Genomic DNA, 24598 nt, shown 5'->3' with positions numbered 1-24598 from the left:
AATACCGTCACACACTGGCAGCTTAGTCTTTTTATAATTGTCTACTTGACAGGGGTAAGACCATTTGGAGGCTTTTCTTTATGCAGACGGCATACCGCCATCCTCAAGCTTTTGATCAATAAGGGATGTATCGGTTTTTTCTCCGAACCATTTTGACAGTCTGTCTTTTGCTTTCCCTTTCACATCATCATCAATGTACATCGCGACTTGAAGCAGAGCGAATGTAATGGCTCCTAAATCATCTGTGTAGCCAATCCCAACCAATGTATCGGGGATGAGGTCAATCGGAAGGATAAAGTATCCGAGTGCTCCAATGATGAGGGTCTTCGCTTTGACCGGCACTTCGGGTTTTTGCAATGTATAGTAAAGTAATAGCACAGCATAGACAAGAGAGACCCCAGCTTTTTGTGCCGTCTTTTTTAACTTTTCCCAAAAGGCATGATCATTAAAATGCTTTTTCGAACGCTTTAATAGTTCTTTTTTCTCAGAACGATTCATCCTATCGCCTCCCTATTCAGCATAGCCCTTTCCCCTTAGTTATACAAGATATCGGTCCATTCGACAAACAAAAAGCAGCAGAAAGCCGCTGCTTTCTACTGCTCTCTATAAAACTTTTCGATCGCCTTATCGATGTACACCCATCCTTTATAAGACACATGAATCGTATCTTTAAAGAAATAGGGATCGTACTCATGTGAAGTCAAATCCGCGACTTCATACCCATTATCTCGAATTTGACGATTGATTTTTTCGTAATACCCTGTACGTCCTTCTTTCGGGAAACCGGTGTAATCATACCATTTCCCGTTGACAGGAATCGTCACAAACAAAGGCTTCGCACCGGCTTGTTTTAAAATATCCAGCATGATCTGGAAATCTTTATATTCAGGTGATTCCGCATAAGAATGGCCTTGGCGGGAATCTTTCATCTTTTTCATCATTGGCTTCAATTTACGGTCAAACAATTTCTGATCAATATAAAACGGGTTGTCCCCTGCTTTTTCAGACCCTAGGACGCTCGCTTCTTTTTCAAGCTCAGTCCACGTTTTCCCTTTCACTGAAGGAGACGGATGAAGATTGCGATCATGCCCCGATCCAATTGTATAATACATGTCTTTCTTTTGAAGCATGCCATAATACATTTTTGCAATAGGGGAAATCGCGCTGAAAGCGAATTTATTCCCAGATAGCTCTGCTTTAAAAAGCTCTGTGATGACTATGTCGTTCTTAACAGCTTTAAACGTCATGATCCTTTTGATCAGCTCTTTTTTCACAGCGGGATCAATTTCTTTATTATAGGCGAGATTAAGCGCTTGAAGTGCTGAATAGTTAGGTGCAAAGTGATTCTCGTCAGATCCCCATTTCACAAACCATTGCGGGGACACGATAAACACAAGCTTTTTCCCTTTTAATTCATCCATATGCGCTGCGAAGTTCATCGCATGAATTAATGATTGCGATCCACCTTTTCCAACAAGATAAGGTGTAAACCCTTGAGGATTCTCATGAAAGAAATTCGAAGGGTGATATGGATCAAACCGTGATAGTTCAGAAGATCCATAGATCGGCAAATACGTTGGATCTTTTAGCATTTCATCTTGTAAATAAAGCCCTTGAAACATCCCTGGATCTAATTCTGTTGCTGACTTTTGTAATTTGTCTTTTGGGATCAGATGTGAGAGCCATGCATTTGGTACAAGAAGAACACCAATGAATAGAACAGCCGCTAAAATAAGCGGCCCAAAAAAACGCTTTTTCATTACTTCATCTCTGCCAGCTGCTCAGCAATGTGATTCGGTGTATCCCACACATCACGATCGAATTCTGTAATCGGAACGGTAATTCCAAGCTGACTTTCAATTGCCATAAGCAGTTCTACTGTACCAAATGAATCAAGAAGACCTTCTTCAAAAATTGCAATCTCTGGATTTTCCTTTACAACATCGTCCTGACAAACCTCTGCAATAATACCGTATACTTGATTTTTAAATTCCATAATTTTCTACTCCCTTAATCATTAATGATGAAATGGTTTTCCTGAAAAAATATAAAATCCGAAACAAATCACATGGAATGTAATAATGATCGACACAACCATTGTGACCTTATTATCCGGCCACCACTTGTGCTTTTTATTCCATTTCTCAAATAAATTGTAACCGGACATGACAACTGCATGGTATAGTCCGTAAATAATATATTGAAGGGCAAGTCCATGCCAAGCACCCATCAATAGAAAGAGGACAAAATACCCGATATTCGATACGGCCATACGGTTCTTGATCCACTTCTTTTTTGTCATAAAGAACACAAATCTCATAAACACATAGTCTCTAAACCAGAAGGACAAGGACATGTGCCAGCGATTCCAGAAGTCTTTAATGTTCCGGCTGATAAACGGTTTATTAAAGTTTTCTGGAGACTTAATGCCCATGATATAACTCACACCCACAGCAAACGCAGTATAGCCAGCAAAGTCAAAGAACAAATACATGCTGTAAGCATACATATACGTTAACTGCTGAACAAAGTGACTGCTGCTAATATGATGAATATTCATCAGAATATACGTGTGAATCAGATAGCCAATAATGAACTTATATAAGAAGCCGATAAAGATTTTATGAATACCGGCATATAGAAGGTCACTGTACGCTTCCTTTTCAGGCGGCGTATCCATATCTTTTTCGAACCGGCGGTAACGATCAATTGGACCTGATGAAATCGTTGGGAAAAAGACGATAAAATAGACCAAACGGTGAATCGGAATTTTCTTCTTAATCAAGCCGTCTCTCGTCTCGATAATTAACTGAACACCTTTAAACGTTAAGTACGAGATCCCTAAAAAGCTCAGCCAGTTCATTGGCGGCGGCTGATGCGGCTGATGAGTTAAAAAGAACGGTAAAATCTTTGACAGCACAAGCGGCAAAATAGATGCCACCACTGCCATATAGAAAACTGATGCCTGATTCGCTTTCAGACGGTACGCAAGGTACAAACGGATGATGAAGACTTGCCACACTGTAAACAAGAAAAGCAGCAATGCGCCGTGTGCATCCTTTGAAAAAATAAGCGCCAGCGCCACAACCGTTGCAAACATGTTGTAGCCCTGCATTCTTTTACCGCGAAGACCAAGAATGATCGTCGGCAAAAGAAGAATACCAATTAGAATGAAGAAAAAGAATGAACTAAACGGAATCATAGAAGAACCTCTTTCGCGATTCTCTTACGGTCAACCTTCCCGTTTGGCGTCATGTACAGTTGCTCAAGATAGACAAACTTTCTTGGAATCATGTACGCAGGCAGTGAATCCGCCATTTCTTTCTTAATCGCACTTGTCAGCTGATATTCTTTTTCAAATGAATGCTCTGCTGGGACAATCGCTGCAATCAAGTACTCCACATGACCGTTTGGCTGGAACGGTACAATCACACAAGCATTGACATAGGTTGTCTCACTCACATGATATTCAATTTCTTCAAGCTCCATCCGGTATCCATGTAGCTTAATTTGGTAATCAAGACGACCGTGGCACGTAATTAAACCATCCTGCGTCACACCTGCGTCACCTGTGCGGTAAGCAGGGCGGCCTTCGTATTCAAAGAACACTTTATCCGTTAAGGCTTGTTCACCTAAGTAGCCTCTCGTGACGCTTGGCCCCACGATGACAATTTCCCCTTTTTCACCATCAGGAAGGGTCCTGCCTTCTTCATCTAATATGACGATATCTGTATCAGGTTTGGCATAGCCTACTGGTAAAGAATCGTGCTGATCAAGAATCGCCTGCGTGACTTCAATAGAAGTGACCGCAACAGTTGCTTCAGTCGGACCATACGTATTAAAGACCTGCGCCTTTGGAAAACGCTCAAGGAGTGCACTTGCTACAGATACAGGAAGTGCCTCGCCGCAGAACAAGAAGACTTTCAGCTCTGGTAAAAGCTCCCCTGTAAAGGAAGGGTCCATTAAGCACATTTGCACAAAGGAAGGTGTTGATGTCCACACTTCAACGTCAGATTGACCAAGGGCTGCAAACATATCCTTCGGCTTATTGACGAGATCCTTCACTAAACAGTAAAGTGTGCCGCCTGATTGAAGTGCTGGATAGAGATCCATCACCGATAAGTCAAAAGAAAATGGTGCTTGATTTAAGAACGTGCGCCCCTCGCCGATTGGGAAGTCGCTGCACATCCACTTTGTAAAGCTTTCTAAATTATTAGCTGTTACCTGAACGCCCTTAGGCTTTCCGGTACTGCCTGACGTATAAATGATATAAAAGACGTCATCATGTTGAACCCACTGCGTGGATGGCGGTGCTTCTTTTTCAAGTGCTAAAAGCGATGCCGCACTCCTCACTTCAATGTGTTCTTCTACATCCAGTACAGTCTGCTCATTTGCACAAATCAATAGGTTGGCTTTTGAGCTTTCAATAATTGAGACAATACGCTCGGCAGGTATTGAGATGTCGACCGGAATGTATGGTCTACCTGATTTCACACTGCCTAAGAAAGAAATCAGCATCTCTGGCTCCATATGACCGTATACAATGACAGGTGCACTACTTGTTGCGACTGCATCAATCGCACCAGCCATTTGGTCTGATAGACGCCAAAGCTCATCATATGTGACCGAAGCATGTTGAGAAACAAATGCTGGCTGTGTCGGTTTCGTTTGTTGGTATTCATGAATCGTGTGTAATAGTTTCATAGTTTAATCTCCAATTAAAAATCGTTGTAAATGAATGATCCCGTATTTGCAGTATGGAATCCGTAAATAAAGAACAATAATAGCAAAATAAGTAAGTAAAAACTTGTATATCCTATCCATTTTACAGACTTATTTTCTGATAGCTTTTTGAATAGCATATTGATAACCTCTTTTCTTTTGACACTTATAAAGACGCACGGACCATCCAAAGGTTTCATATCAAAACATAAAAATTTTAAGAAATGATGAAAAAAAGATGTCGAATTGATGAACGTGTCGTTAGGCAAAGCTGTCTTATTGTAACAAAGATTTAATGTATTTGAAATGAAATGGAAGCTTAAATTTGCCTTAAAATTGGTGAAAGCTGTCGAACAAACGCAGAAAGCCACCTAGTTTGACTAGATGGCTTTGATTTCATTTACTTCGAAATTTTGCGCGAATTTATTTGTCTAAGGAATATCTTTCAATGGCTTCTTCTGGAGATGTTTCTTTATCAAATACAAGATAACGACTATAAACTTCTTTTAAATGTACTGATTCTTCTATATTATCTACTAATTCAAAGGTATCTAAAATTGCAACTACTTTGGTAGTAGTCATCCCACCCTCTGAATTTTCATAAGTTTCTTCTGGGAAGTTTTCGTGTATGATACTTTCAATTTCATCTGGTTTTTTTGTTTTTATTAAAAAAATTCTCTCTTCAAATATTTTTTCAGGGCTTAATCGTGGTGAAGTTGTTGATTCAAATAAAACTTTTACAGAATAAATATCGTACATAAATGATCACCTTTCATTTCATTTTTTCTTAAATCTGTTGTCTGTTAACAGTTTTTTAGCTTTTTTAGCATTCTTTTTCCCTTTTTTTGCGTCTTTGTTGATTTGTTCTATCGTTTTATTTAAGTATTCACTTGGAAACTCTTTTCTGATTGATCCTTTTCTATTCTTAGAGATGAATTGGTCTGCTGTCATTTTATGATGTTTGACAACTTGAGCTTCCCAAGAGTTTGAAGAAAATATCATACCACCTACAATGACAGCACCAGTTGCTAATACTGCAGCTTGTCCTAACCCTGGAATAAAGAAGAAAGGAAGTGGGATGGCGAATTTAGTTTCTGCAAGTTGATCAGGATTTAATTCTCCTTCAGATGATACAAAATCATTTGTGTTAATTACAACAGTTTCATTTTCTGTTGCCTTTGCTGGTGCTTGTAAAACAAAGGTAAATACGGATAGAGCTAATAGTGTGGAAATTATTTTTTTAATCATTCAATACTCCTTATAGTTTATTAGAAATTTAGTTGAATAAAAATATTATATTAATTAGATTTTCAATGATTTTAAGGTAAATTTAAGCAAATTTGTTTTATATTAAGGTGTCCGTGAACATTTTCTCCATTATATCTTGATAAACAAAAAACCCTTGGTTTCACGGATTTCTCATCAATCCATTATAAGAAAATCTGTCACAAGACAAGCAGGTTCCCGTTTTCGTCCAGCCCCCAAAAGCTTGGATACATCCCGTCACCGAAGCCTGTTGTAAACATAGCAATGTCCACCTTGTCATGAAAACGGGTGACGAGCCAGTCCCATGTGTGCTTGTAGTTTTGCTCAAGTGCTTCTGCAAATTCCTCATAAAGATAGAAATCATTGTCCTCTTTATAGCGCTTATCCTCATAAGCTTGTAAATATAGTGCTGCTTCAGCATCCATAAAACAGCCCATACCCGTATTTACACCGTAGCCGTAGAACTCGTCTTCTTTCAAATGTTTGAGTTCCTGCCCTGCTCTTGTGGCAAGCTCCCATTCTATTACTCGCTGGTTTATTAATCATCGCATAGGCGACGCGTTCGTCACCGCTTTCCAACCGCTTAACCATAAATAGAATAGGATATTTTCCTAGATGAATTTTCTTAGAAAAAGATTGGTCTCCCTCTGAAACAAAAGGATCACAAGCAACAATATGACCACTGGTAATCTCGATATAGCCTAACTGTTTTGCAAATAATTGTTCACCTTCTTGGTTACTTGTTTTCTCTCCATTTTCATATAGTAGGTGTTTGGGATTGATGCTGTACAAGTGACCATTCCTTTCATTGTTTTTCTGTAGCGTTTGGGATTATGTAATTTTCTCTGTTTTGTCTTTTATTCCTGTTTTATTTTCCTTATTTAATCCGTCAAAAGAAAATCTGTAACGAGACAAGCGTCATCTCCATTCTCATCCAACCCCCAAAACCAGTAGAAAAGATCGCTAAATCAACTTTCTCCTGAAAGCACGCGACTAACCAGCTTCTTGTATCCTCATAACGTTTCTCAAATTCCTCATTTAGATCATCATATTATTTTCGGCGCATGGCCCCGCCTTTGGCTCGTTTTAACCGCTGCATGTTTTGACCCATAAGCTCACGTATCTCTCTTTCTGTAAGCTCCTGCGGCTGTTTTTTGGTTTATCCTTCTTCATGTTCATCCTCCTTTTCCGACAAATAAAAAACGGACACCAACCAGCGCCCTTAAAAGGTGTTGATCAGTGTCCGCAGGCTCTCCGTCTTGGACTTATTTAGTTAAACTACTCAAATAGAATCATTTCAAAATCATTCTTAAATATACATAAATAACATTCCATTTTATTGAAAAAAAGTATATAATTAATTTTATTAACGAATTTTACTAAGGGGGTTTTAAGATGTTTAAGAAACTAGCAGCTACAACTTTATTAGCAACAGCGGTTTTAGGTTCAGGATCTATTGTGAATGCAACAAGTCCAAGTATTTCAGATAACGTTTCTCCACTAGCTAATAATCTATCAACTCTTGCAACAAATTCAAATGGTCAATTCAAAACTCTTGCATCATCAGTTTACTACTTAGCAGAAACAAGGTTAGAAGGTAATGGTTCTAAAAATGATTATTACAAATCTTCTAAATTTACAATTAAAAATAGTACAGGTACAACCTATAAAGGTTGGCAAGTATCTGAAAGAAATAATGCTATAGCTCATGTCTTATACAAATTAATAGACCCGAGTACAGGAGATACAGTTTCATCTTCTAATTATTATGGTGATGTCAAAAAAGAGGATGGTCGTTATTGGTTGGAAATTACATTTAACAATGTTTCAACTACTAAAGATTATCTATTAGAAGTTCAAAACCTTGGCAAGTATCCAGTCAAATTAGCAGGTAACGTTTATAATTAGTTCTTTAAAAGCAGTCCTTTATGGATTGCTTTTTCATTTCCGCACCTTAAAATCTGATGTATAAATGTTTCCCTTAACGCCTGTCCAATTGCTGTTTTTGTAGATCGTCATCTTGATTCGGTGCGTACCGGATGAGTGATTGACGATATAAAATTCTTTTGCAGGCGTGGCGGTCTTAAACGATCCAACGAGACTAAACCGCTGATCTTTCCAAGTGCTTCCTACTCGTTTTTGCAAAGTGAAGCGGTAGTAAACTGCTTCATTGCCTGTTTTACGTGCCGTGACATCAATGCTTTTGGCTCTTGGCGTGTAAGAATTGCCCATCCGTTGATACGCTGACTGTATGCCCTCCAATTGTTTTATATCCGCTCGTTACTGCCGCAGCAAACGGCGCAAAATAGTTAGTGTGATTAGTAGTTTTTTCATTTAAATTCCCCAATTATTAATTCCCATATAAGTTAAATAAAATTTTATATGGATTAATTTTGAATATATAGTATTATTAAACTTGCAAGACTATTATCCCGAACTTAAAGGAGAGTCGTACTATGAGAATTAAAAAAGTAATTGCAAGTTCAGTTCTATCACTCGCTTTGCTAGTTTCTTCATCTGCTTTTTTTACTGCACAAGCAGAAGCTGCTACTCCTAATGAAACATGGAAACATTGTACTACGACGGAAGATGGCCCATTCTATTCAAGAAATGCAATTCCAGCAATCTATAACGATGGCATCCATAATTGGTACTTAAAAGGTGCGAGATCTTGGAAAGGTGTATGGTATGGAAAATATGAACGTTGCTGGTACGAAACAATTACATGAATACTACTTTTAAAAGAGGGAAGCTTCCCTCTTTTTTATTTATACCAAGCTACCGTCAATGATCTGCACCATTTGTATCTCATTCGTTAAATCCTCAAGGACTTCTTCGACCCGGATTATTTTGTCGTCCTCTCCATTTACTCGGCTATATCTGATTGCCACATATGTTTCCGTAACTTCGGTTATTTCTTCTGTTAAGCCTCCATCATCATCAGCGACAACATCAGTCTAAATTGTCATAGCATTTTCTTCGGTTTTCGCTTTGCTCAATGCGTAATATGGATCATGCACCTCGTAAAATTTCAGTTCCTCTTCTTTACCTTGTTCTTGATGATTTTGGACCAAAGTATCTTTCACATAGTCTTTGTCCACTACAATATTATTTGATCCATACAGCCCTTCACTGTTTCGTCTAATCATTTCGCCTGATGGTAAAGTTATTTGAAATTCTTTGTATTCCACTCATATCGTTTCCTCTTCAGCCGCTAGGCTGTTTATAGATGATACAACAGTTCGATTTGCACGCCGTTTAAGCGCTTATTTGCATTCAGGGTTCAATTCAATTTCGATAAAATTTCTACTATGCTTGAGTGCTGCTATACCTGTTGTTCCTAATCCCATGAATGGATTCAAAACAATGCTATCTATATCGCAGCCAGCTAATACACACGGCTCTATTAGTTCCACTGGATATGTTGCAAAGTGCACGTCTTTGGTTGGCTTGCAACAGTCCAAACAGAGCGCTTATTCCGCTTATTTCTAATAGCTCTAAATGCTACATCGTCATATACTATCCTTTGAATGAACCACGAGGCTTGTTTTCTCTTGTTGTGGTCCATTCCGAATGCCCCTTTTGAACCTCTTGGTAAAACCGGAAAAGGTTTATAAGCTGCTTCTTTAATCGCTTCATGATCGTAATAATACTTTTGTGATTTCGAGAGAAGAAAAATATATTCATGTGAGCTTGTAGGTCTATCCCTCACACTCTCCGGCATGTCATTGGGTTTGTTCCAAACAATATCTTTCCGTCCACCCTTTTTAATAGCTTCTTTGATACAAAAACAGGGAACGTAAATACTTAAAAACAAATCCGCTCCCACCCCACTCCCAAAATCCAAATTCCAAGTGATAAATGAACTTAAGTTCCAATGAATAAAAAAGCCTGAAACCCTTGATATAAAAGGATTTCAGGCTTTTTTCATATTACGTCCCAGGAGAGATTCGAACTCCCGACCGACGGCTTAGAAGGCCGTTGCTCTATCCTGCTGAGCTACTGGGACATGTTGTTATGTAGTGTGCTTTGGTATATTACCTCAGCGACAAGATTTATTATATTACTATTGTTCTTTAAAGTCAACGGTTTTTCGAAAGTTTTTTCATAAGGGGCAGATGCTGCCCCCTTATGAAATACCTTCCAATGTGACGGTGTTTTCGAGGTCTGGTATGACCTGACCTTCGCCGGTAAAAAACTGTACGTTTGCTTCGCTTCCATCTAGGGTCAGTATAGCATAGCTGCGCTCTTTTCGCACTCTTGGCAAGTGCACGCTGCCTGGGTTAATGAGCAATTTTCCTCTTAGCAGCTCACTGCCTGGGATGTGCGAGTGGCCAAAGCAGATAATGTCTGCGCCTAGCTCTTCTGCACGGTAGTAGACTTGAAGCAAGGATTGTTTGATGCCATGCAGATGCCCGTGAGTGAGAAATAGTTTTCCGCCACCATCAAGTGGGAGCAGGAGCTCTTCTTCAAAATCGCCCATAAAGTCACAATTTCCTTTGACGACCTTGTATCCTTCGAGTGCTGGGTGGTTCGTTTCGAGTTCTGAATCTCCGCAGTGAATCATCATGTCTACCTCAGCCTCATGCCGTTTGGCAATGGTTTGAAGTTCGCCCGTGAGTCCATGACTGTCACTTATGATGAGTATCTTCATGGCTTCATTCCCCCTTATTCATTTGCGTCTAGCAATGATGAAAGCTTTTGAAGCGCAACCGCTCGATGGCTGATCTTGTTTTTCTCCTCTGGTGATAACTCAGCCATCGTCTGGTCTTTGTCTTTGACGATGAAAATAGGGTCGTATCCGAAGCCGTTTTCGCCAATTGGTTCTTCTGCGATGAAGCCTTCAACTGATCCTTCTACCGTCTTTGTTTCTTTGCCAGGTCTGCTGACAGCAAGGGCACATCTGAATCTGGCTGTGCGGTCTTCTTTTTCAATTCCTTTGAGCTCGCTCAGCACTTTTTCCACATTCTCCGCATCATTTTTATGCTCACCTGCGTATCTCGCTGAATACACGCCAGGTTTTCCGCCCAGATAATCAATCGACAAGCCGGAATCGTCTGCAATTACCATTTCACCTGCTTTGGCTTGAATGGCTTCCGCTTTGATGATCGCATTTTCTTCGAAGGTTTGTCCTGTTTCTTCAATCTCTTCAGTAAAGCCGATGTCTGCTAGTGTTTTGACCGTGAATCCTTTTGGCTCAAGAATGGCTTTGAATTCTTTCGCTTTGCCCGCATTGTGCGTTGCAATGATGGCTGTTTTCATCCTGATCAAACCCTTCTTTTTATTCGATGACTTCTCCTGTCACTGCTTTTTGCTTTTCAATTAATTCCTTGATGCCCTTTTCGGCTAAATCAAGCAGTCCGTTTAGCTGTTCTCTTGAGAATGTCGCTTCTTCGCCTGTTCCTTGAAGTTCAACAAAGCGTCCAGCGCCTGTCATGATGACATTCATATCTACTTCAGCAGAAGAATCTTCTTCATAGTTTAAATCTAACAGAAGTCCTTGCTGAGAATCAATTCCGACGGATATCGCCGCTAAATAATCGGTAATTGGATTTTCTTTCATGACTCCTTCTGCTAGAAGCTTTTGAACCGCGAGTGTCATGGCCACAAATGCACCTGTGATAGATGCTGTGCGTGTTCCGCCGTCTGCTTGAATGACATCACAATCAATCCAAATCGTGCGTTCCCCAAGCTTTTCTAAGTCAACGACTGCTCGTAGTGCTCGTCCAATTAAGCGCTGAATCTCCATTGTGCGTCCTGTGACTTTTCCTTTAGATGATTCTCTTATCGTTCTTTGTGCAGTTGCTCTTGGAAGCATGCTATATTCTGCTGTGATCCAGCCTTTTCCTTCTCCTCTTAAAAAAGGAGGTACGCGGTCTTCGATGGATGCGTTACAAATCACCTTCGTATTTCCCGCTGAGATTAAGACAGAGCCTTCTGGATGCGTGATGTAGCCTGCCTGTATTTCAATTTTTCTTAATTCGTCATATTGTCTTTCATCTAATCTCATGATTTACCTCCGTTACAATATACATTCCGCGCGGGTGCCAGCGGGGTTCTCCTACTAACTTTGACAACCTCGGCTCGTTCTAATCGCTTGGAATAAAAAAGAGGCAGCGAATATGCATGCCTCTTTTTCTCCATTATATCAATGTGTGACGTTAAAAACTACCTGTATTCACTTGTTCTGGTCTTGAAACTGGCTTTGTGAGCTCTGCACCTTTTTCGTTTACAAGCTCAGCCTTGCCGTTTACCTTCACAGATACGCTTTTCACATCCGGCAGCTCTGTTAATGTGAGCACAATGCTATCAAGCACTTTTTGAGAAATCACCTTTTTCTTTTCATCTGCACTGCCAAAAATGGATTCGTTGAAATCAAGTGTCACATGGCCGTCTTTTACTTTTGGTACATCATTCAGCTTCACATCTTGATCAAAGTCTGTGAGCAAATGGCTTGTTTTGCTTGGTCCAGAGACAAGCTCATCAATGGCCGCAGTAATTGGATCATCCTCGGTCTTCGGGGCTCTTTTTGTGACCGGGACGTAGTAGGTCTGTTCATCAGATTCAGCTAAGTAGTAAACCGTCACTGGCTTTGTCGATGTCATATCAGCGGCAGCCTCGTGCTGAATATTAATACCGTCCTCTCTGCTTAAATCATCTGAGATCGGTGTACCGTTTACAGGCATTTCTTTTAATTCATGTCCATTCATCTTCAATTTGACTTTGGCTATTGAATCAAACTGTGTTAACGTCCAAGTGACAGATTGCAGGATTCGCTGTTCATCTTCTTTTTTATAGTTTTTGAATTCATTTGAAAAATCTACAACGGCCGTTCCGTCTTTAATGTCGACAGATACGCTCGTGTCCGCCGGCAAAACGGCTCTGAATCCATTTGGGATAAGGTTGGAGATAGGCCCCCCATCCACGAGATATTCAAGGGTTTGTTTGGCACTTCCTTCATTTTTCGGTAGCGGAATGGATTGAGATACGACATACCCGTTTTTATCAATTAAATATAGTTCTCTCATGACCGTATCTGCCTGCTTCTCTTCTTTTCCTTTTTTGGCTGTTTCTTTGTCTTCTTTATTTTCTTTCACATATGTGACGTTTTGTGGTGGATCAATCTCTGTTTTCGCTTGGTCTGTTTGAAACAATCCGCATCCTGACAAAAGCATGGCTGACGCGATACACGTAACAGCTGCTGTCGCTCCTTTTTTCAGCATACAACACCCTCCTCTAGTAGTTTGTACTACCATGTATACGAGCTTCTCTAGAGGATTAGACCCTTTTCATAAAAAATAACCCACCTCAAGTAGAAGCGGGTTATTGCTGATAGACGTGTTCAAGTGACACGGTTTCGACCTTCCCTGGCAGATAGCCAAACCAGTCACGTGCGATGTTTTGGAAATTTTGCTGCTGCCCTGTTGTATAAAATGTATGGACAGGCGCTTCCTGAGAAGCATTTAACAGCCCTTTATATGAAAGAATCGTACTTGCTTCTCTAGCTGTCTCATCCCCTGATGAAATAATGCTTACATCACTGCCCATAAAGCGCTGAATCGGTTCTTTTAAAATCGGGTAGTGCGTGCAGCCAAGAATAAGCGTATCAATACCTGTTTCTTTCATCGGTTCAAGAGAAGCTTTTACGACTTCATCTGCTGTATGATCTAAAAACGTACCGCTTTCTACAAATGGCACAAGCATTGGACAAGCCAGACTTTGAACGGTTAGTCCTGCTTTTAGAGATAGGAGCGCCTTCTTGTAGGCCTCGCTTTTGATTGTATTGGCTGTGCCAATGACGCCAATATGCTGATTGTTTGTCACCTTGATCGCTGTGCGGGCTCCAGGCTGAATCACGCCAATGACCGGAATATCAAGTGTTGCTTTAATTTCATCAAGTGCTATCGCTGTTGCGGTGTTGCACGCAATAACGAGCATTTTAATATGGTGATGTCTCAATAAGTAGTGCGCCATTTCCCAAGTATATTGAAGAACCTCTTCTTCTTCCCGCGGGCCGTATGGACATCGTTTTGTGTCACCTACATAAATAATCTTTTCTTTTGGCAGTTGTCTCATGATTTCCTTCGCAACGGTTAAACCGCCGACGCCGGAATCAATGACGCCGATTGGTTGATCCAACAAAATCGCCTCATTTTCTTTTCATTTGCTGCTGTAGTTTCGTTAAGGATTGGTTGAAAACGATGGCTTCTTCTTCTGAGAAAGCCCCTAGAAGTTCACTGACGTATTCTTGGCGCTTAGCAATCACTTCTTGAATGATCCTCTCGCCTTCAGGCAATAAATGAATGCGAACCACGCGGCGGTCAGAAGGATCTTTCACCCGTTCGACAAGTTCACTTTTTTCCATTCTATCAATTAAATCAGTGGTTGTACTGCAAGCCAAATACATCTTTTGTGATAGCTCACCTATTGTCATATCTCCGAATTCATAAAGCCACTGAAGCCCTACGAATTGAGGAGGTGTAATCGTATATTGATTGAGAATTTCTCTACCTTTTTGCTTAATAATTGCGGCAATATGGCGTAATGATTTTTCTATCTCTGCAACATGGCCTGACTCATTCGTTTCCATTTCATTGATACCTCACTATAGCATCTCACTTTGATTAAAATGTACATTCCTATTTTCCTCGTTTTTCAAAGAAAATGCAAGAAGAGACTCATGGAAACCATATAGAAATAACCGGCTCCTTCCCGATATGGAAGGAAAACCGGCTGACTTTAGAGCTCTAGCTCACCCATACGCAGAAGCTCGACGACGGCCTGTGAACGACCTTTGACTCCTAGCTTTTGCATGGCATTCGAAATATGATTTCGAACAGTCTTTTCGCTAATAAAAAGCTCGCTTGCAATTTCTTTTGTTGTTTTATCTTGGACGAGCAATTCAAATACTTCTCTTTCTCTTTTGGTTAATAGCGGCTTGGATTGAAACTCTTTCTCCTTCAAGTATTGTAACCCTCCTTGCTAAGGTGAGAGCTCTAGTCTCTATAGAATGGGATTCTGTATAGTCGAGATATCATATGCCGCGCGCTTGAGGTAGGTGACGTTAAAATCGAGAAATCACGCAGATCAGCGTCCAATTTCTCACGCTTAGTACAGCACAAAAAAGGACGAGTCTCCTCTTGAGACATCGTCCTATTCAAACAGGTATTTAAAAAATGGAAATAGCTCCTGTTAACAGAGCGATCAGTGTTGTAAACAGGGCTGTTAATACGGTCCATAGGAGTGCGTATTTTTGCAAATCACCGATATCTTTATTCAGCATACTGACAAGCAGTAATGTGGAAGCCACAAGCGGACTCAGTAAATGAACAGGCTGTCCTATAATAGACGCGCGTGCAATCTCCACCGGGTCAATCCCATAAGCTGCGCCGGCTTCAGCCAAAATTGGTAGCACCCCGAAATAGTAAGCATCATTTGAAAGAACAAATGTAAAGGGCATACTCGTTAAAGCGACAATCAGCGGAAAAAACGAACTATAAGAATCAGGAATTAAATAAATGACTAAGTTAGCAATGGACTCTACCATTTTTGTTCCTGAAAAGATCCCTGTGAAAATCCCTGCTGCAAACACAAGGGTAATGACCGTTAATGCATTCCCTGCATGTGACAAAATTCGCTCGCGCTGATCTTCAACCTTTGGATAGTTGATCATGAGAGCGATGACAAATCCAATTAAAAAGAGGACAGGAATCGGTATAATGTCTAAGACAAGTGTAACCATCACCACAATCGTCAGGAAGAAGTTGATCCAAATCAGATTTGGTCTCTTCATATTTTCTACGCCATCCTCGATTGACGCCGCTAATTCAGGAGAGATCGAGGCCTCTTCTTTATACTGAATCTCTGCAATACCAATTCGTTTCCGTTCTTTCTTCCCAAGGACATACGCAGTAAAAAGGATAAAAAGACCGCCTCCTATCATCGTCGGGAGTAATGGAATAAAAAATTCAGCTGCATCTAACCCAAGTGCAGCGATTGCGCGAGTAGCTGGACCACCCCAAGGCGTCATACCGCTCATAATTCCTAATGATAATAATGAGATGGTCCCTAAAATCAGCGGGTTCATTCCAATTCTTAAGAAAAGTGGCAGCATAGCTGATACCGTAATCATGTAAGTTGTTGTTCCATCACCATCTAATGCTACAAGCATAGACAAAATCGCTACCCCAAACGCAATTTTGACAGGATCGCCTTTCACAATACGTAAAATGAGTCGAATAAGCGGATCAAATAATCCCGCATCCAGCATGACACCGAAGAACAAAATCGCAAATAACAATAAAGCAGCAGATGGTGCAACCGTTTTGAGTCCATCAAGCATCATGTCTCCTAATCCGCTGTTAAAGCCACCGAGTAATGCAAATATGATCGGTACAACGGTTAAAGCCACCACCGGATGCATTCGTTTTGTCATAATGAGAAATGTAAATGTCAAGACCATTAAGATCCCTAAAATAGCTAGCACTTTCTATCCCTCCATCCTCTTCTTCACCTGATCCACAAGCGCCCCTTTACACTTGTGATCAGCATGTCAGCGCTTACTATTTTAAGGATATAATAGCTTTTTTTATAATGAAAATATTGATTTTTTCGTATATTCAATAAAAAAATTTTATAACCAGTCTTGCTGACTTCTTAAAAACTCAATGAACGCTTTTACAACAGACAAATGAAGAGAGTCTGGCTGGTACATAAGCCATGTATCTCTTAAAACGGGCTGTCCATCTTTATACGAAAGCCCTTTTACAAATAGCTCATCACTTGGCCTTAGGCAAATTTCTGGGACAATCGCATAGCCTAAACCATGCTTGACCATCTCTTTTGAAGTATCCTGCCGGTCTGTTTCCATCGTCACGAGAGGAGGCATTGTGAACGTTTCCTGCCACCATCTGTTAATCAACCGTTTTAATGAACTGTCCGTATGATAGTCAATGAGCGGCAGCCTCGGAAGATCCTTTAGCTGTATTTCTGATTTAGAAATGATGCAAAGCCGCTCTTTATCGAGCAAAAATCGTTCTCCATTCCAGTCGTAATCCCCTCTTAAAATTCCTAAGTGCACGCTGGATGTTCCTAAAAGGTCCATAACTTTTGTGCTCCACCCTGTGTTCACCATAAATTGAACATGTGGATACTGCTTAGAAAATTCCCTTAAAATTTCTGGCAGTTTATACTGCGCAAAGTTACTTGAGACCCCTAATCGGATCGTTCCTTTGACCTTTTTTTGCATATTGAGCATGCCATCTTTCGTTTGCTGGAGCTGTTTGAGCATGTCATTTGCGTATTTAGCCAAGTACTCGCCCTCTGACGTAAATTCAATTCCTCTTTTTCTTTTGAAGAAAAGCTTCATATCAAACTCTTCTTCAAGTTGCTTCAATCGATAACTCAAGGCAGGCTGCGATACAAATAATTTTTCAGCCGCTTTTGTGATGTTCTTCTCTTCATAAAGCACCTTTAGAAATCGCCAGTCTTTCTCATCCATTGTATGCCCTCCTTTTGACCTTGTTATAAAAATAATTTATGGATTTCTTTTAAAATAATGTATTTAACTTATTTCTTATTATACTTTACCATTTTGATTAGATAAATAGTAACTAAACAATTGAGGGTGAGAGCAATGAGAAAAGTTCCAATTACAATCATGCGAGGCGGTACAAGCAAAGGGGTCTTCATTCAAGCAAATGATGCGCCCTATGAACACGATGAGCTCGAAGCATTTCTTTTAGACATTATGGGCAGCCCTGACCGGCTACAGGTCGATGGAATCGGCGGGGGTAATTCTTTAACTAGCAAGGTGGCGATTATTGACAAAGCCACCCGTCCAGATGTGGATGTGAACTATACATTTGCACAGGTCAGCATTAATGAACGATATGTCGACTTTAAAGGGAACTGCGGGAATATCTCATCAGCTGTTGGGCCATATGCCATCATTAAAGGATTTGTTCAAGCGGTTGAGCCCATTACGACTGTACGTATCCTCAATACCAATACGAATAAAATCATTGTGGCAGAGGTCGAGGTCGAAAACGGTGAAGTGAAATTTGAAGGACAGGCAGAAATTCCAGGAGTAAAAGGGACAGGTTCTCCCATTTATTTATCCTTTGAGAAGCCTGAAGGCGCTGTCACAGGTAAAACCTTTCCGACTGGAAACAGCATCGATACGATTCAAACAAAGTTTGGAGAGATTCCAATCTCGATCGTTGACATTGCAAATCCGATTGCTTTTATCCGTGCTAAAGATATTCATTTAAAGGGAACAGAATTGCCTGAGGAATTTTCTGAAGGATTACTGAATGATATGGAAGAGATCCGTTCTATTGCTGCTGAAATGTGTCACTTCGCTCCAAAAGACATGGCCACATTACAGTCTCCAGCTGTTCCGAAGCTTGCGATCATTAGTGAGCCGGCTGATTATATAGATACAAACGGGATCATGAGACGAAAAGCAGATATGGACATCATGGTACGCATGCTATCGATGCAAAGACCACACCAAGCACTTGCCATTACTGGGTCTGTCTGCGTGTCAGCCAGCTGCTTTATGGAAGATACGCTTCCTGCACAGCTTTATCATGGTCAACATGATACGCTTCGAATTGGGCATCCTGCTGGTATTATGCAAACTGAAATTGACGTGTCTCAAAACAGAGTCAAAGTCATTCGAACCGCAAGAGAAATTCTGGACGGGGTGGTTTTTACGAAACAAGACTATTTGGTTCAGCCTCACATTAAAAGAGAAGCCTAAAGCAGACGAGAACCTCGTCTGCTTTTTTTAATGTTGGAGCGGTGCATCAATATCTCCGGCAGAATGTGCTTTGATCTGTCCTTTATCATCTTTTAGCTGAAGATGACCAAAGCGGTTAACGCCGCAGCAAATGCCTTCTTCCCATGTTTGTTTTTCACGATCTAACGAGATGCGAAGCGGCTTGTTGAGACGATATAACCGTTTGTTATAGAGGGCAGTGAGTGCTTCAAATCCTTCATTCTGCCAGCGTGTATGATATTTTTCAAAAGCCGCCGCAAGCTCCTTCACAAGCTGATCGGCTTTTACCTCTGTCAGCTCTGATAAGCAAATGGTTTTGTACGGGACATGCTCCGGCTTTGTCTCTACATTAATGCCAACACCGATATAAATGGCGCTGCGATCCGCTTCAATCAATGTGCCTGATACCTTTGCTTCATTAATGAAAATATCATTTGGCCATTTGATTGCCAGCTGATCCTCCGCTCTTATGAGTGGTTTCAGAACATCATAGATCGCCAGTGCTGTCAGAGGGGCGATTGTTGACTGTGTGGAGAGTTCCTCTGGCGGATTTACCGTCATGGTCAGGGCCACATTTCCTGAGGGCGTTTCCCACGGTCTGCCGAGCCTTCCCCTTCCTTCTGTCTGCTGGCGTGCATAGACGGCAAATGAAGGCACTTCTCCTTGCTGAATAAGCCTTTTCGCTTCATTATTTGTACTATCAATGGTGTCATAACAAAAAATTTCCATGTTTACCCCTTCTTAATAAATATTCATAACAAGTTTCACTATAATTTAGACTGCAAAAAAAGATTGATTATAAAGAAATAAAAGTATACTCCGTTTAATAAAAATGCTAATATGATAAGAACACACGTTCCTGTTTATTATATTGTAAAATTTTATTATAATTGTAAATACGTCCTAGGAGGGCTAATTGATGAGAAGTCCATTGTGGTACAAAGTTACGTTACTGTTTTCTGCATATACACCCTTGTTTCTAATCTTATTTGTTAAGTTTTTCGATTTCAAAAACATTTACTCATTATTTGTTTGCCCTAAAAATGTAAAGTTGAATCAGTTATTTAATACTGAGCTTTACAATGATTTGTTAGCAATGGGTTCCCTCATTATGTTTGTAATATCAATTTTATGTTCTGTTTATATTAAATTAGAAATTCAACAGACATTAAAAAAAGAAGTTGCAAGAATTGATATACACATTAAAACTATTCATTCAAGAGATAAAGATGTACTAGTATATCTCGTAACATATATTTTACCACTGATAAGTTTAAGCACAAATACTATAAATGATTTTTTGATTTTTATAATTCTAATACTTTTAATTTTTTGGTTATCTATTTTTAGCGATCTACTATATATAAATCCCTTACTATTCATTTTTGGAAAGCGCCTGTACGAAATAGAAAGTGCTAATAGAAAGTATCTAATCATTACAGACAAAAATCATACTAGTAATATCAGAATCGGAAAAAAGATCATAGGTTATCGTTTAGATACACACGAAATTTTAATCTCAAAGGGGCAAATTGCGGATGATTAATGGACTAACTCAAATAAACAATTATTTAAATAACATAAGCGCAACACCTAATTTTCAATTATTTATAATTGGCTCTATACTAAAAGAAGGAACTACTACAATATACGATGACACAAAACCAGCTGAAATATTAATAGACGTTTCTGTTCGAGATTGGGTGTTTACTGGAACTAAAAATATATTAAATACTCTTACAGAGTATGAACTAATTAATATTAACGATTCAGATGAACCTGGAGAGTATTTCAGAAGATATTTACAATTAGATACTCTAAGCCAGCTAGAACAATGGAAAAGTCACATTGAAAACGAACATGATCATGAAAATGCCAGAGACTATATAAACAATGAAAAATTCAAACCAAAATGTATTATTGCTAAACTCACAGCACTAGAAGAAGATATTTATTTTATTAAAGTTATAAACGAAAGTGTTTTGTTAAAAAAAAGAACCATTCTTAAATATTTAGAAGCACGGGATGGTTATGTTATAGATGAGAACAGGGATAAAAAATTATTTCTTGATGATCAGTGGGACGGTATAATTTATAATCAACATGTTATTTTACTTAAAGAAAATAAGATTTTAAATCTCTTCAGATATTATGAGAAGTTTCGTGAAGCAGCACAAACAGTAGTTAGTCAATTAGAATCCTTAAATTTACTCTCTGGTACTGAAAATTTGAATGAATTTATTCAATCAACTGTCAGCCTTCAAAAAAAACTTGCGAAAGCTGCCACTTATCAAATTGATCAAATTCGTACTGATCGAATCAGCGAGTTGATTAATCAGGGCATGATTAATTTAAATTTAAATTCTGAAGGTAAAATTGAATGCACGACTAAAGAGGAAGCAAGAGTAGTAATTGATGTTCTATTGGATAATTTTGTTGCTTCATTAATTACTGATGAAAAGTATAGAGTTCATAACAAATCTAAAATTCAATCTAGATGATTATAATATGAATTTCTAAATTAATAGTTATGGATTGCATTAATCCATAACTATCCTATAACAGGGATGAGCAATTTTCATAGAAAATTGACAATCATCTCCTATCCCTAATATTTCAAATTGACACATTCGATTTTCAAATAACAATTTAAGTTACTCCATTGTTCTAATCCACATGTATATTTATTTAGTCTATACTTTAATGTACAGCTTAAACACCTCTTTCTCTTCTACTGCAAACGGCACGGGCTTACTAGTACGTTTATCAATTTGCACCATAGTCACAGCGCCCGTAAAGCACGGTTCCTGCTGTTCATTTTCTCCTAAGTAATGAAGGATGAGTGAGCTTGATCCGACTTTTTCTGGCTTGACATACACACGAAGCCTCTCGCCAATCTCCACCTGCTTGATGTAATCACATTGCAGGTTTGCAACGACTGTGATGGTCTCACGCTTGCGTTTCATTCGTTTATCAACAAGCCCTGTTTTTTGAAAAAAGGCAATCCGCGCCTCTTCGAAATACACAAAAGGGGTAACATTGTTCATGTGGCCAAACATATCTGTTTCTGAAAAACGGACGGTCGTTTCTACATAAAACCGGAAGGATGCCCTCCACTCTTCAAACGGCTCTTCAATATATGACGGCAGTCTCACTTGATCATCTCCTTATTCGCAAACAAACGCCTCTCCCGCATTGGAAGAGGCGTTTATTATGTGTTGCATCCAGCCTCTTAAACACTCATCTTGATTGGCAAGGAGGACTGAATGTAATGTTATTCTGCGTGATCGCTTCCGAAGAAATTACGGAAAGCTTGTAATGTTGTATCTCGGTTAAGTGCTGCAATTGATGTTGTGAGCGGGATTCCTTTTGGACACGACTGCACACAGTTTTGGGAGTTTCCGCAGTTCGCAAGACCGCCTTCCCCCATAATTTCTTCTAGACGGTCAGACTTATTCATCGCACCTGTCGGATGTGCGTTAAATAAACGAACTTGTGAAAGCGGTGCAGGACCCATAAAGGAAGACTTATCGTTCACGTTTGGACATGCTTCAAGGCAGACACCACATGTCATACACTTAGACAGCTCATACGCCCATTGACGTTTTTTCTCAGGCATTCTTGGTCCAGGTCCAAGATCATATGTGCCATCAATTGGCACCCATGCCTTCACTTTTTTCAAGGAATTGAACATACGGCTTCGATCAACCTGCAAGTCTCTCACAACCGGGAATGTCTTCATCGGCTGAAGACGGATCGGCTGCTCTAACTTGTCAATTAGGGCTGTACATGACTGGCGCGGCTTTCCATTAATGACCATGGAACAAGCCCCGCATACTTCTTCAAGACAGTTCATGTCCCAGTTAATAGCCGTTGTTTTTTCCCCTTTTTTATTGACAGGGTTACGTCTAATTTCCATGAGTGCGGAAATGACGTTCATATTCGGACGGTAAGGGATTTCGAATTCCTCATCATAAGGCTTTCCATCTGCTGTATCTTGACGTGTGATAATGAATTGAATCGTGTTTTTTTCACTCATCTTATTTCTCCACCTTTTTCTTCGAGTAATCTCGTTTACGAGGTGCAATTAACGATACATCGACGTCCTCAAAGTGGAATGCAGGTTTTTGATTTTTCCCTTTGAACGTAGCCATCGTTGTTTTTAGGAATTCTTCATCGTTTCTTTCTGGGAATTCCGGTTTATAGTGTGCGCCTCGGCTTTCATTCCGGTTGTATGCCCCAATCGTAATGACTCGTGCCAGCTGAAGCATGTTGTCAAGCTGACGCGTGAAAGCAGCGCCTTGGTTGCTCCATGATGCTGTATCGTTGATGTTGATATGCTTATAGCGCTCCATTAGTTCTTCGATCTTCTGGTCTGTTTTTAAGAGCTTGTCATTGTAACGAACCACTGTGACGTTATCTGTCATCCATTCTCCAAGCTCTTTATGAAGCACATACGCATTTTCTGTTCCATCCATGCTGAGGATGTTGTCCCATTTCTCCTGCTCTTTCTTCACGGCACTGTCAAATGTTGCAGAAGAGAGGTCTTCTGCTGACTTTTCAAGACCGCTGATGTACTTGACCGCATTTGGTCCAGCAACCATTCCGCCGTAAATGGCAGAAAGCAAGGAGTTCGCTCCAAGTCTGTTTCCGCCGTGCATAGAGTAATCACATTCTCCAGCAGCGAACAAGCCTTTGATATTCGTCATTTGATCATAATCGACCCATAATCCGCCCATTGAGTAATGAACAGCAGGGAAAATTTTCATCGGAAGCTTACGCGGATCATCTCCCATGAATTTTTCATAGATTTCAATGATTCCGCCAAGCTTGATATCAAGCTCTTTTGGATCTTTATGAGAAAGATCGAGATATACCATGTTCTCTCCGTTGATGCCAAGCTTTTGCTCGACACATACGTCAAAGATTTCACGCGTTGCGATGTCACGTGGTACAAGGTTCCCGTATGCTGGGTATTTTTCTTCAAGGAAGTACCAAGGCTTCCCGTCTTTATATGTCCAAACACGTCCGCCTTCACCACGAGCTGATTCACTCATGAGACGAAGCTTGTCATCTCCTGGGATCGCTGTTGGGTGAATTTGAATGAATTCTCCATTTGCATAATGAGCGCCTTGCTGATACACGATGGAGGCGGCTGATCCAGTATTGATCATGGAGTTCGTTGATTTACCGAACACGATTCCAGGACCGCCCGTTGCCATGATGACTGCATCTGAACGGAAGGATTCAATTTCCATTGTCGTCAAGTTCTGCGCGACAATGCCTCGGCATACTTCCTCGTCATCTAAGACAGCGCCAAGGAATTCCCAGCCTTCATATTTCGTGACAAGCCCTGCTACTTCAAAGCGGCGAACCTGCTCATCCAGTGCGTATAATAGCTGCTGACCTGTTGTGGCACCAGCAAATGCTGTACGGTGGTGCTGTGTTCCCCCGAAGCGGCGGAAGTCCAGTAATCCCTCTGGTGTTCTGTTAAACATGACACCCATACGATCTAGTAAGTGGATAATGGACGGCGCTGCTTCACACATTGCCTTTACTGGCGGCTGGTTGGCTAAGAAATCTCCACCATATACCGTGTCATCAAAATGCTCATAAGGTGAATCCCCTTCACCTTTTGTATTAACCGCTCCGTTGATTCCGCCCTGTGCACATACTGAATGCGAACGTTTCACAGGTACGATTGAAAATAGTTTAACAGCTGTTCCCGCTTCTGCTGCTTTGATAGTTGCCATGAGACCAGCTAAGCCGCCTCCGACAACGATGATGCTAGAATTACTCATTGTAGCCCCTCTCCCTCTTCTACTA

At 40.3% G+C, this 24598-nt stretch carries 32 protein-coding genes and 1 tRNA gene; 5 read left to right on the top strand and 28 right to left on the bottom strand.

Annotation, left to right across the window (positions count from 1 at the left end):
- Positions 1-78: 78 nt before the first annotated feature.
- The 10 genes from IEE86_RS11660 to IEE86_RS19680 all read right to left on the bottom strand — a co-directional run bounded on the left by IEE86_RS11660 (position 79) and on the right by IEE86_RS19680 (position 6780).
- The gene (locus IEE86_RS11660) at positions 79-498 is read right to left on the bottom strand and encodes a YkvA family protein (protein WP_191097370.1); all 420 of its coding nucleotides are present in this window, start codon (positions 496-498) and stop codon (positions 79-81) included.
- Between the two features lie 95 nt (positions 499-593).
- The gene (gene dltD, locus IEE86_RS11655; RefSeq protein ID WP_191097369.1) at positions 594-1760 is read right to left on the bottom strand and encodes a D-alanyl-lipoteichoic acid biosynthesis protein DltD; all 1167 of its coding nucleotides are present in this window, start codon (positions 1758-1760) and stop codon (positions 594-596) included.
- On the bottom strand, positions 1760-1996 hold the full coding sequence (gene dltC / locus IEE86_RS11650; RefSeq protein WP_024423191.1) for a D-alanine--poly(phosphoribitol) ligase subunit 2: 237 nt from the start codon (positions 1994-1996) through the stop codon (positions 1760-1762). Before dltC ends, dltD begins: the two co-directional genes overlap by 1 nt.
- Before the next feature lie 21 nt (positions 1997-2017).
- On the bottom strand, positions 2018-3202 hold the full coding sequence (dltB, locus tag IEE86_RS11645; protein WP_191097368.1) for a D-alanyl-lipoteichoic acid biosynthesis protein DltB: 1185 nt from the start codon (positions 3200-3202) through the stop codon (positions 2018-2020).
- The gene (gene dltA, locus IEE86_RS11640; RefSeq protein WP_191097367.1) at positions 3199-4704 is read right to left on the bottom strand and encodes a D-alanine--poly(phosphoribitol) ligase subunit DltA; all 1506 of its coding nucleotides are present in this window, start codon (positions 4702-4704) and stop codon (positions 3199-3201) included. Before dltA ends, dltB begins: the two co-directional genes overlap by 4 nt.
- A gap of 14 nt (positions 4705-4718) precedes the next feature.
- Positions 4719-4868: a teichoic acid D-Ala incorporation-associated protein DltX gene (locus IEE86_RS11635; RefSeq protein WP_024427820.1), complete on the bottom strand. Its 150-nt coding sequence runs from the start codon at positions 4866-4868 to the stop codon at positions 4719-4721.
- A gap of 277 nt (positions 4869-5145) precedes the next feature.
- A complete protein-coding gene (locus IEE86_RS11630; RefSeq protein ID WP_191097366.1) occupies positions 5146-5481 on the bottom strand; it encodes a DUF4288 domain-containing protein in 336 nt (111 codons plus the stop codon).
- 18 nt (positions 5482-5499) lie between these two features.
- On the bottom strand, positions 5500-5970 hold the full coding sequence (locus tag IEE86_RS11625; protein ID WP_191097365.1) for a hypothetical protein: 471 nt from the start codon (positions 5968-5970) through the stop codon (positions 5500-5502).
- Between the two features lie 197 nt (positions 5971-6167).
- On the bottom strand, positions 6168-6512 hold the full coding sequence (locus IEE86_RS19565) for a DUF4241 domain-containing protein (protein WP_318010282.1): 345 nt from the start codon (positions 6510-6512) through the stop codon (positions 6168-6170).
- On the bottom strand, positions 6403-6780 hold the full coding sequence (locus tag IEE86_RS19680; protein ID WP_191097364.1) for a DUF4241 domain-containing protein: 378 nt from the start codon (positions 6778-6780) through the stop codon (positions 6403-6405). Before IEE86_RS19680 ends, IEE86_RS19565 begins: the two co-directional genes overlap by 110 nt.
- Positions 6781-7383: 603 nt before the next feature.
- On the opposite strand from IEE86_RS19680, the gene IEE86_RS11610 reads away from it, so the two are divergent.
- Positions 7384-7896 (top strand): hypothetical protein, encoded by a 513-nt coding sequence (locus tag IEE86_RS11610; RefSeq protein WP_191097363.1) that lies wholly within the window; start codon positions 7384-7386, stop codon positions 7894-7896.
- 33 nt (positions 7897-7929) lie between these two features.
- Here IEE86_RS11610 and IEE86_RS11605 read toward each other — a convergent pair whose 3' ends face one another.
- On the bottom strand, positions 7930-8250 hold the full coding sequence (locus IEE86_RS11605) for a hypothetical protein (RefSeq protein ID WP_224740939.1): 321 nt from the start codon (positions 8248-8250) through the stop codon (positions 7930-7932).
- A gap of 194 nt (positions 8251-8444) precedes the next feature.
- On the opposite strand from IEE86_RS11605, the gene IEE86_RS11600 reads away from it, so the two are divergent.
- A complete protein-coding gene (locus tag IEE86_RS11600; RefSeq protein ID WP_191097362.1) occupies positions 8445-8717 on the top strand; it encodes a hypothetical protein in 273 nt (90 codons plus the stop codon).
- Positions 8718-8945: 228 nt separating this feature from the next.
- Here the strand turns inward: IEE86_RS11600 and IEE86_RS19340 are convergent, their stop codons facing one another.
- From IEE86_RS19340 to IEE86_RS11540, 13 genes are all read right to left on the bottom strand, one after another.
- Positions 8946-9179 carry a hypothetical protein gene (locus tag IEE86_RS19340; RefSeq protein ID WP_224740938.1) on the bottom strand — a complete coding sequence of 78 codons (234 nt, stop codon included), beginning with the start codon at positions 9177-9179 and terminating at the stop codon, positions 8946-8948.
- A 75-nt stretch (positions 9180-9254) separates the two neighbouring features.
- Positions 9255-9404: a DNA methyltransferase gene (locus tag IEE86_RS19760; protein WP_318010281.1), complete on the bottom strand. Its 150-nt coding sequence runs from the start codon at positions 9402-9404 to the stop codon at positions 9255-9257.
- Complete coding sequence (locus tag IEE86_RS19330; RefSeq protein WP_224740936.1) at positions 9395-9805, bottom strand: DNA methyltransferase; 411 nt, start codon at positions 9803-9805, stop codon at positions 9395-9397. Before IEE86_RS19330 ends, IEE86_RS19760 begins: the two co-directional genes overlap by 10 nt.
- 118 nt (positions 9806-9923) lie before the next feature.
- Positions 9924-9997, bottom strand: a tRNA-Arg gene (locus IEE86_RS11585).
- A 120-nt stretch (positions 9998-10117) separates the two neighbouring features.
- Positions 10118-10642, bottom strand: a complete 525-nt coding sequence (locus IEE86_RS11580) for a YfcE family phosphodiesterase (RefSeq protein WP_191097361.1) — start codon at positions 10640-10642, stop codon at positions 10118-10120.
- A 14-nt stretch (positions 10643-10656) separates the two neighbouring features.
- Positions 10657-11259, bottom strand: a complete 603-nt coding sequence (locus IEE86_RS11575; protein ID WP_191097360.1) for an XTP/dITP diphosphatase — start codon at positions 11257-11259, stop codon at positions 10657-10659.
- Between the two features lie 10 nt (positions 11260-11269).
- Positions 11270-11998 carry a ribonuclease PH gene (gene rph / locus IEE86_RS11570; RefSeq protein ID WP_191097359.1) on the bottom strand — a complete coding sequence of 243 codons (729 nt, stop codon included), beginning with the start codon at positions 11996-11998 and terminating at the stop codon, positions 11270-11272.
- A 151-nt stretch (positions 11999-12149) separates the two neighbouring features.
- Positions 12150-13211 (bottom strand): GerMN domain-containing protein, encoded by a 1062-nt coding sequence (locus IEE86_RS11565; RefSeq protein WP_191097358.1) that lies wholly within the window; start codon positions 13209-13211, stop codon positions 12150-12152.
- Between the two features lie 100 nt (positions 13212-13311).
- Entirely contained in the window at positions 13312-14130 is an 819-nt protein-coding gene (gene racE / locus IEE86_RS11560; RefSeq protein WP_411955696.1) for a glutamate racemase, read from the bottom strand.
- Positions 14131-14137: 7 nt separating this feature from the next.
- Complete coding sequence (locus tag IEE86_RS11555) at positions 14138-14578, bottom strand: MarR family winged helix-turn-helix transcriptional regulator (protein WP_191097357.1); 441 nt, start codon at positions 14576-14578, stop codon at positions 14138-14140.
- Positions 14579-14727: 149 nt separating this feature from the next.
- Positions 14728-14952 carry a spore germination transcription factor GerE gene (gerE, locus tag IEE86_RS11550; RefSeq protein ID WP_003184172.1) on the bottom strand — a complete coding sequence of 75 codons (225 nt, stop codon included), beginning with the start codon at positions 14950-14952 and terminating at the stop codon, positions 14728-14730.
- Between the two features lie 205 nt (positions 14953-15157).
- Positions 15158-16474 (bottom strand): CitMHS family transporter, encoded by a 1317-nt coding sequence (locus IEE86_RS11545; RefSeq protein WP_191097356.1) that lies wholly within the window; start codon positions 16472-16474, stop codon positions 15158-15160.
- 147 nt (positions 16475-16621) lie between these two features.
- Positions 16622-17488 (bottom strand): LysR family transcriptional regulator, encoded by an 867-nt coding sequence (locus IEE86_RS11540; RefSeq protein ID WP_191097355.1) that lies wholly within the window; start codon positions 17486-17488, stop codon positions 16622-16624.
- A gap of 135 nt (positions 17489-17623) precedes the next feature.
- Here IEE86_RS11540 and IEE86_RS11535 point away from each other — a divergent pair, with 135 nt between their 5' ends.
- Complete coding sequence (locus IEE86_RS11535) at positions 17624-18754, top strand: 2-methylaconitate cis-trans isomerase PrpF family protein (RefSeq protein WP_191097354.1); 1131 nt, start codon at positions 17624-17626, stop codon at positions 18752-18754.
- A 27-nt stretch (positions 18755-18781) separates the two neighbouring features.
- On the opposite strand, the gene IEE86_RS11530 is transcribed toward IEE86_RS11535, so the two are convergent.
- Positions 18782-19501, bottom strand: a complete 720-nt coding sequence (locus IEE86_RS11530) for a biotin--[acetyl-CoA-carboxylase] ligase (RefSeq protein ID WP_191097353.1) — start codon at positions 19499-19501, stop codon at positions 18782-18784.
- Between the two features lie 190 nt (positions 19502-19691).
- Here IEE86_RS11530 and IEE86_RS11525 point away from each other — a divergent pair, with 190 nt between their 5' ends.
- Together IEE86_RS11525 and IEE86_RS11520 are read left to right on the top strand one after the other, a co-directional pair.
- On the top strand, positions 19692-20318 hold the full coding sequence (locus IEE86_RS11525) for a hypothetical protein (protein WP_191097352.1): 627 nt from the start codon (positions 19692-19694) through the stop codon (positions 20316-20318).
- Positions 20311-21273 carry a Kiwa anti-phage protein KwaB-like domain-containing protein gene (locus IEE86_RS11520; protein ID WP_191097351.1) on the top strand — a complete coding sequence of 321 codons (963 nt, stop codon included), beginning with the start codon at positions 20311-20313 and terminating at the stop codon, positions 21271-21273. Before IEE86_RS11525 ends, IEE86_RS11520 begins: the two co-directional genes overlap by 8 nt.
- Positions 21274-21465: 192 nt before the next feature.
- On the opposite strand, the gene IEE86_RS11515 is transcribed toward IEE86_RS11520, so the two are convergent.
- The 3 genes from IEE86_RS11515 to sdhA form a co-directional block, all read right to left on the bottom strand.
- Positions 21466-21927 (bottom strand): acyl-CoA thioesterase, encoded by a 462-nt coding sequence (locus IEE86_RS11515; protein WP_191097350.1) that lies wholly within the window; start codon positions 21925-21927, stop codon positions 21466-21468.
- A gap of 119 nt (positions 21928-22046) precedes the next feature.
- Positions 22047-22811 carry a succinate dehydrogenase iron-sulfur subunit gene (gene sdhB, locus IEE86_RS11510; RefSeq protein ID WP_191097349.1) on the bottom strand — a complete coding sequence of 255 codons (765 nt, stop codon included), beginning with the start codon at positions 22809-22811 and terminating at the stop codon, positions 22047-22049.
- 1 nt (position 22812) lies between these two features.
- Entirely contained in the window at positions 22813-24573 is a 1761-nt protein-coding gene (sdhA, locus tag IEE86_RS11505; protein WP_191097348.1) for a succinate dehydrogenase flavoprotein subunit, read from the bottom strand.
- Positions 24574-24598: the final 25 nt, after the last annotated feature.

Origin of the sequence: Bacillus crepusculi, from assembly GCF_014764715.1 — a bacterium.
In the GTDB taxonomy this organism is placed as follows: Bacteria; Bacillota; Bacilli; order Bacillales; family Bacillaceae; genus Bacillus.
Note: the sequence above shows the minus strand (reverse complement) of the source record. Positions and strands in the feature narration are given on the sequence as shown.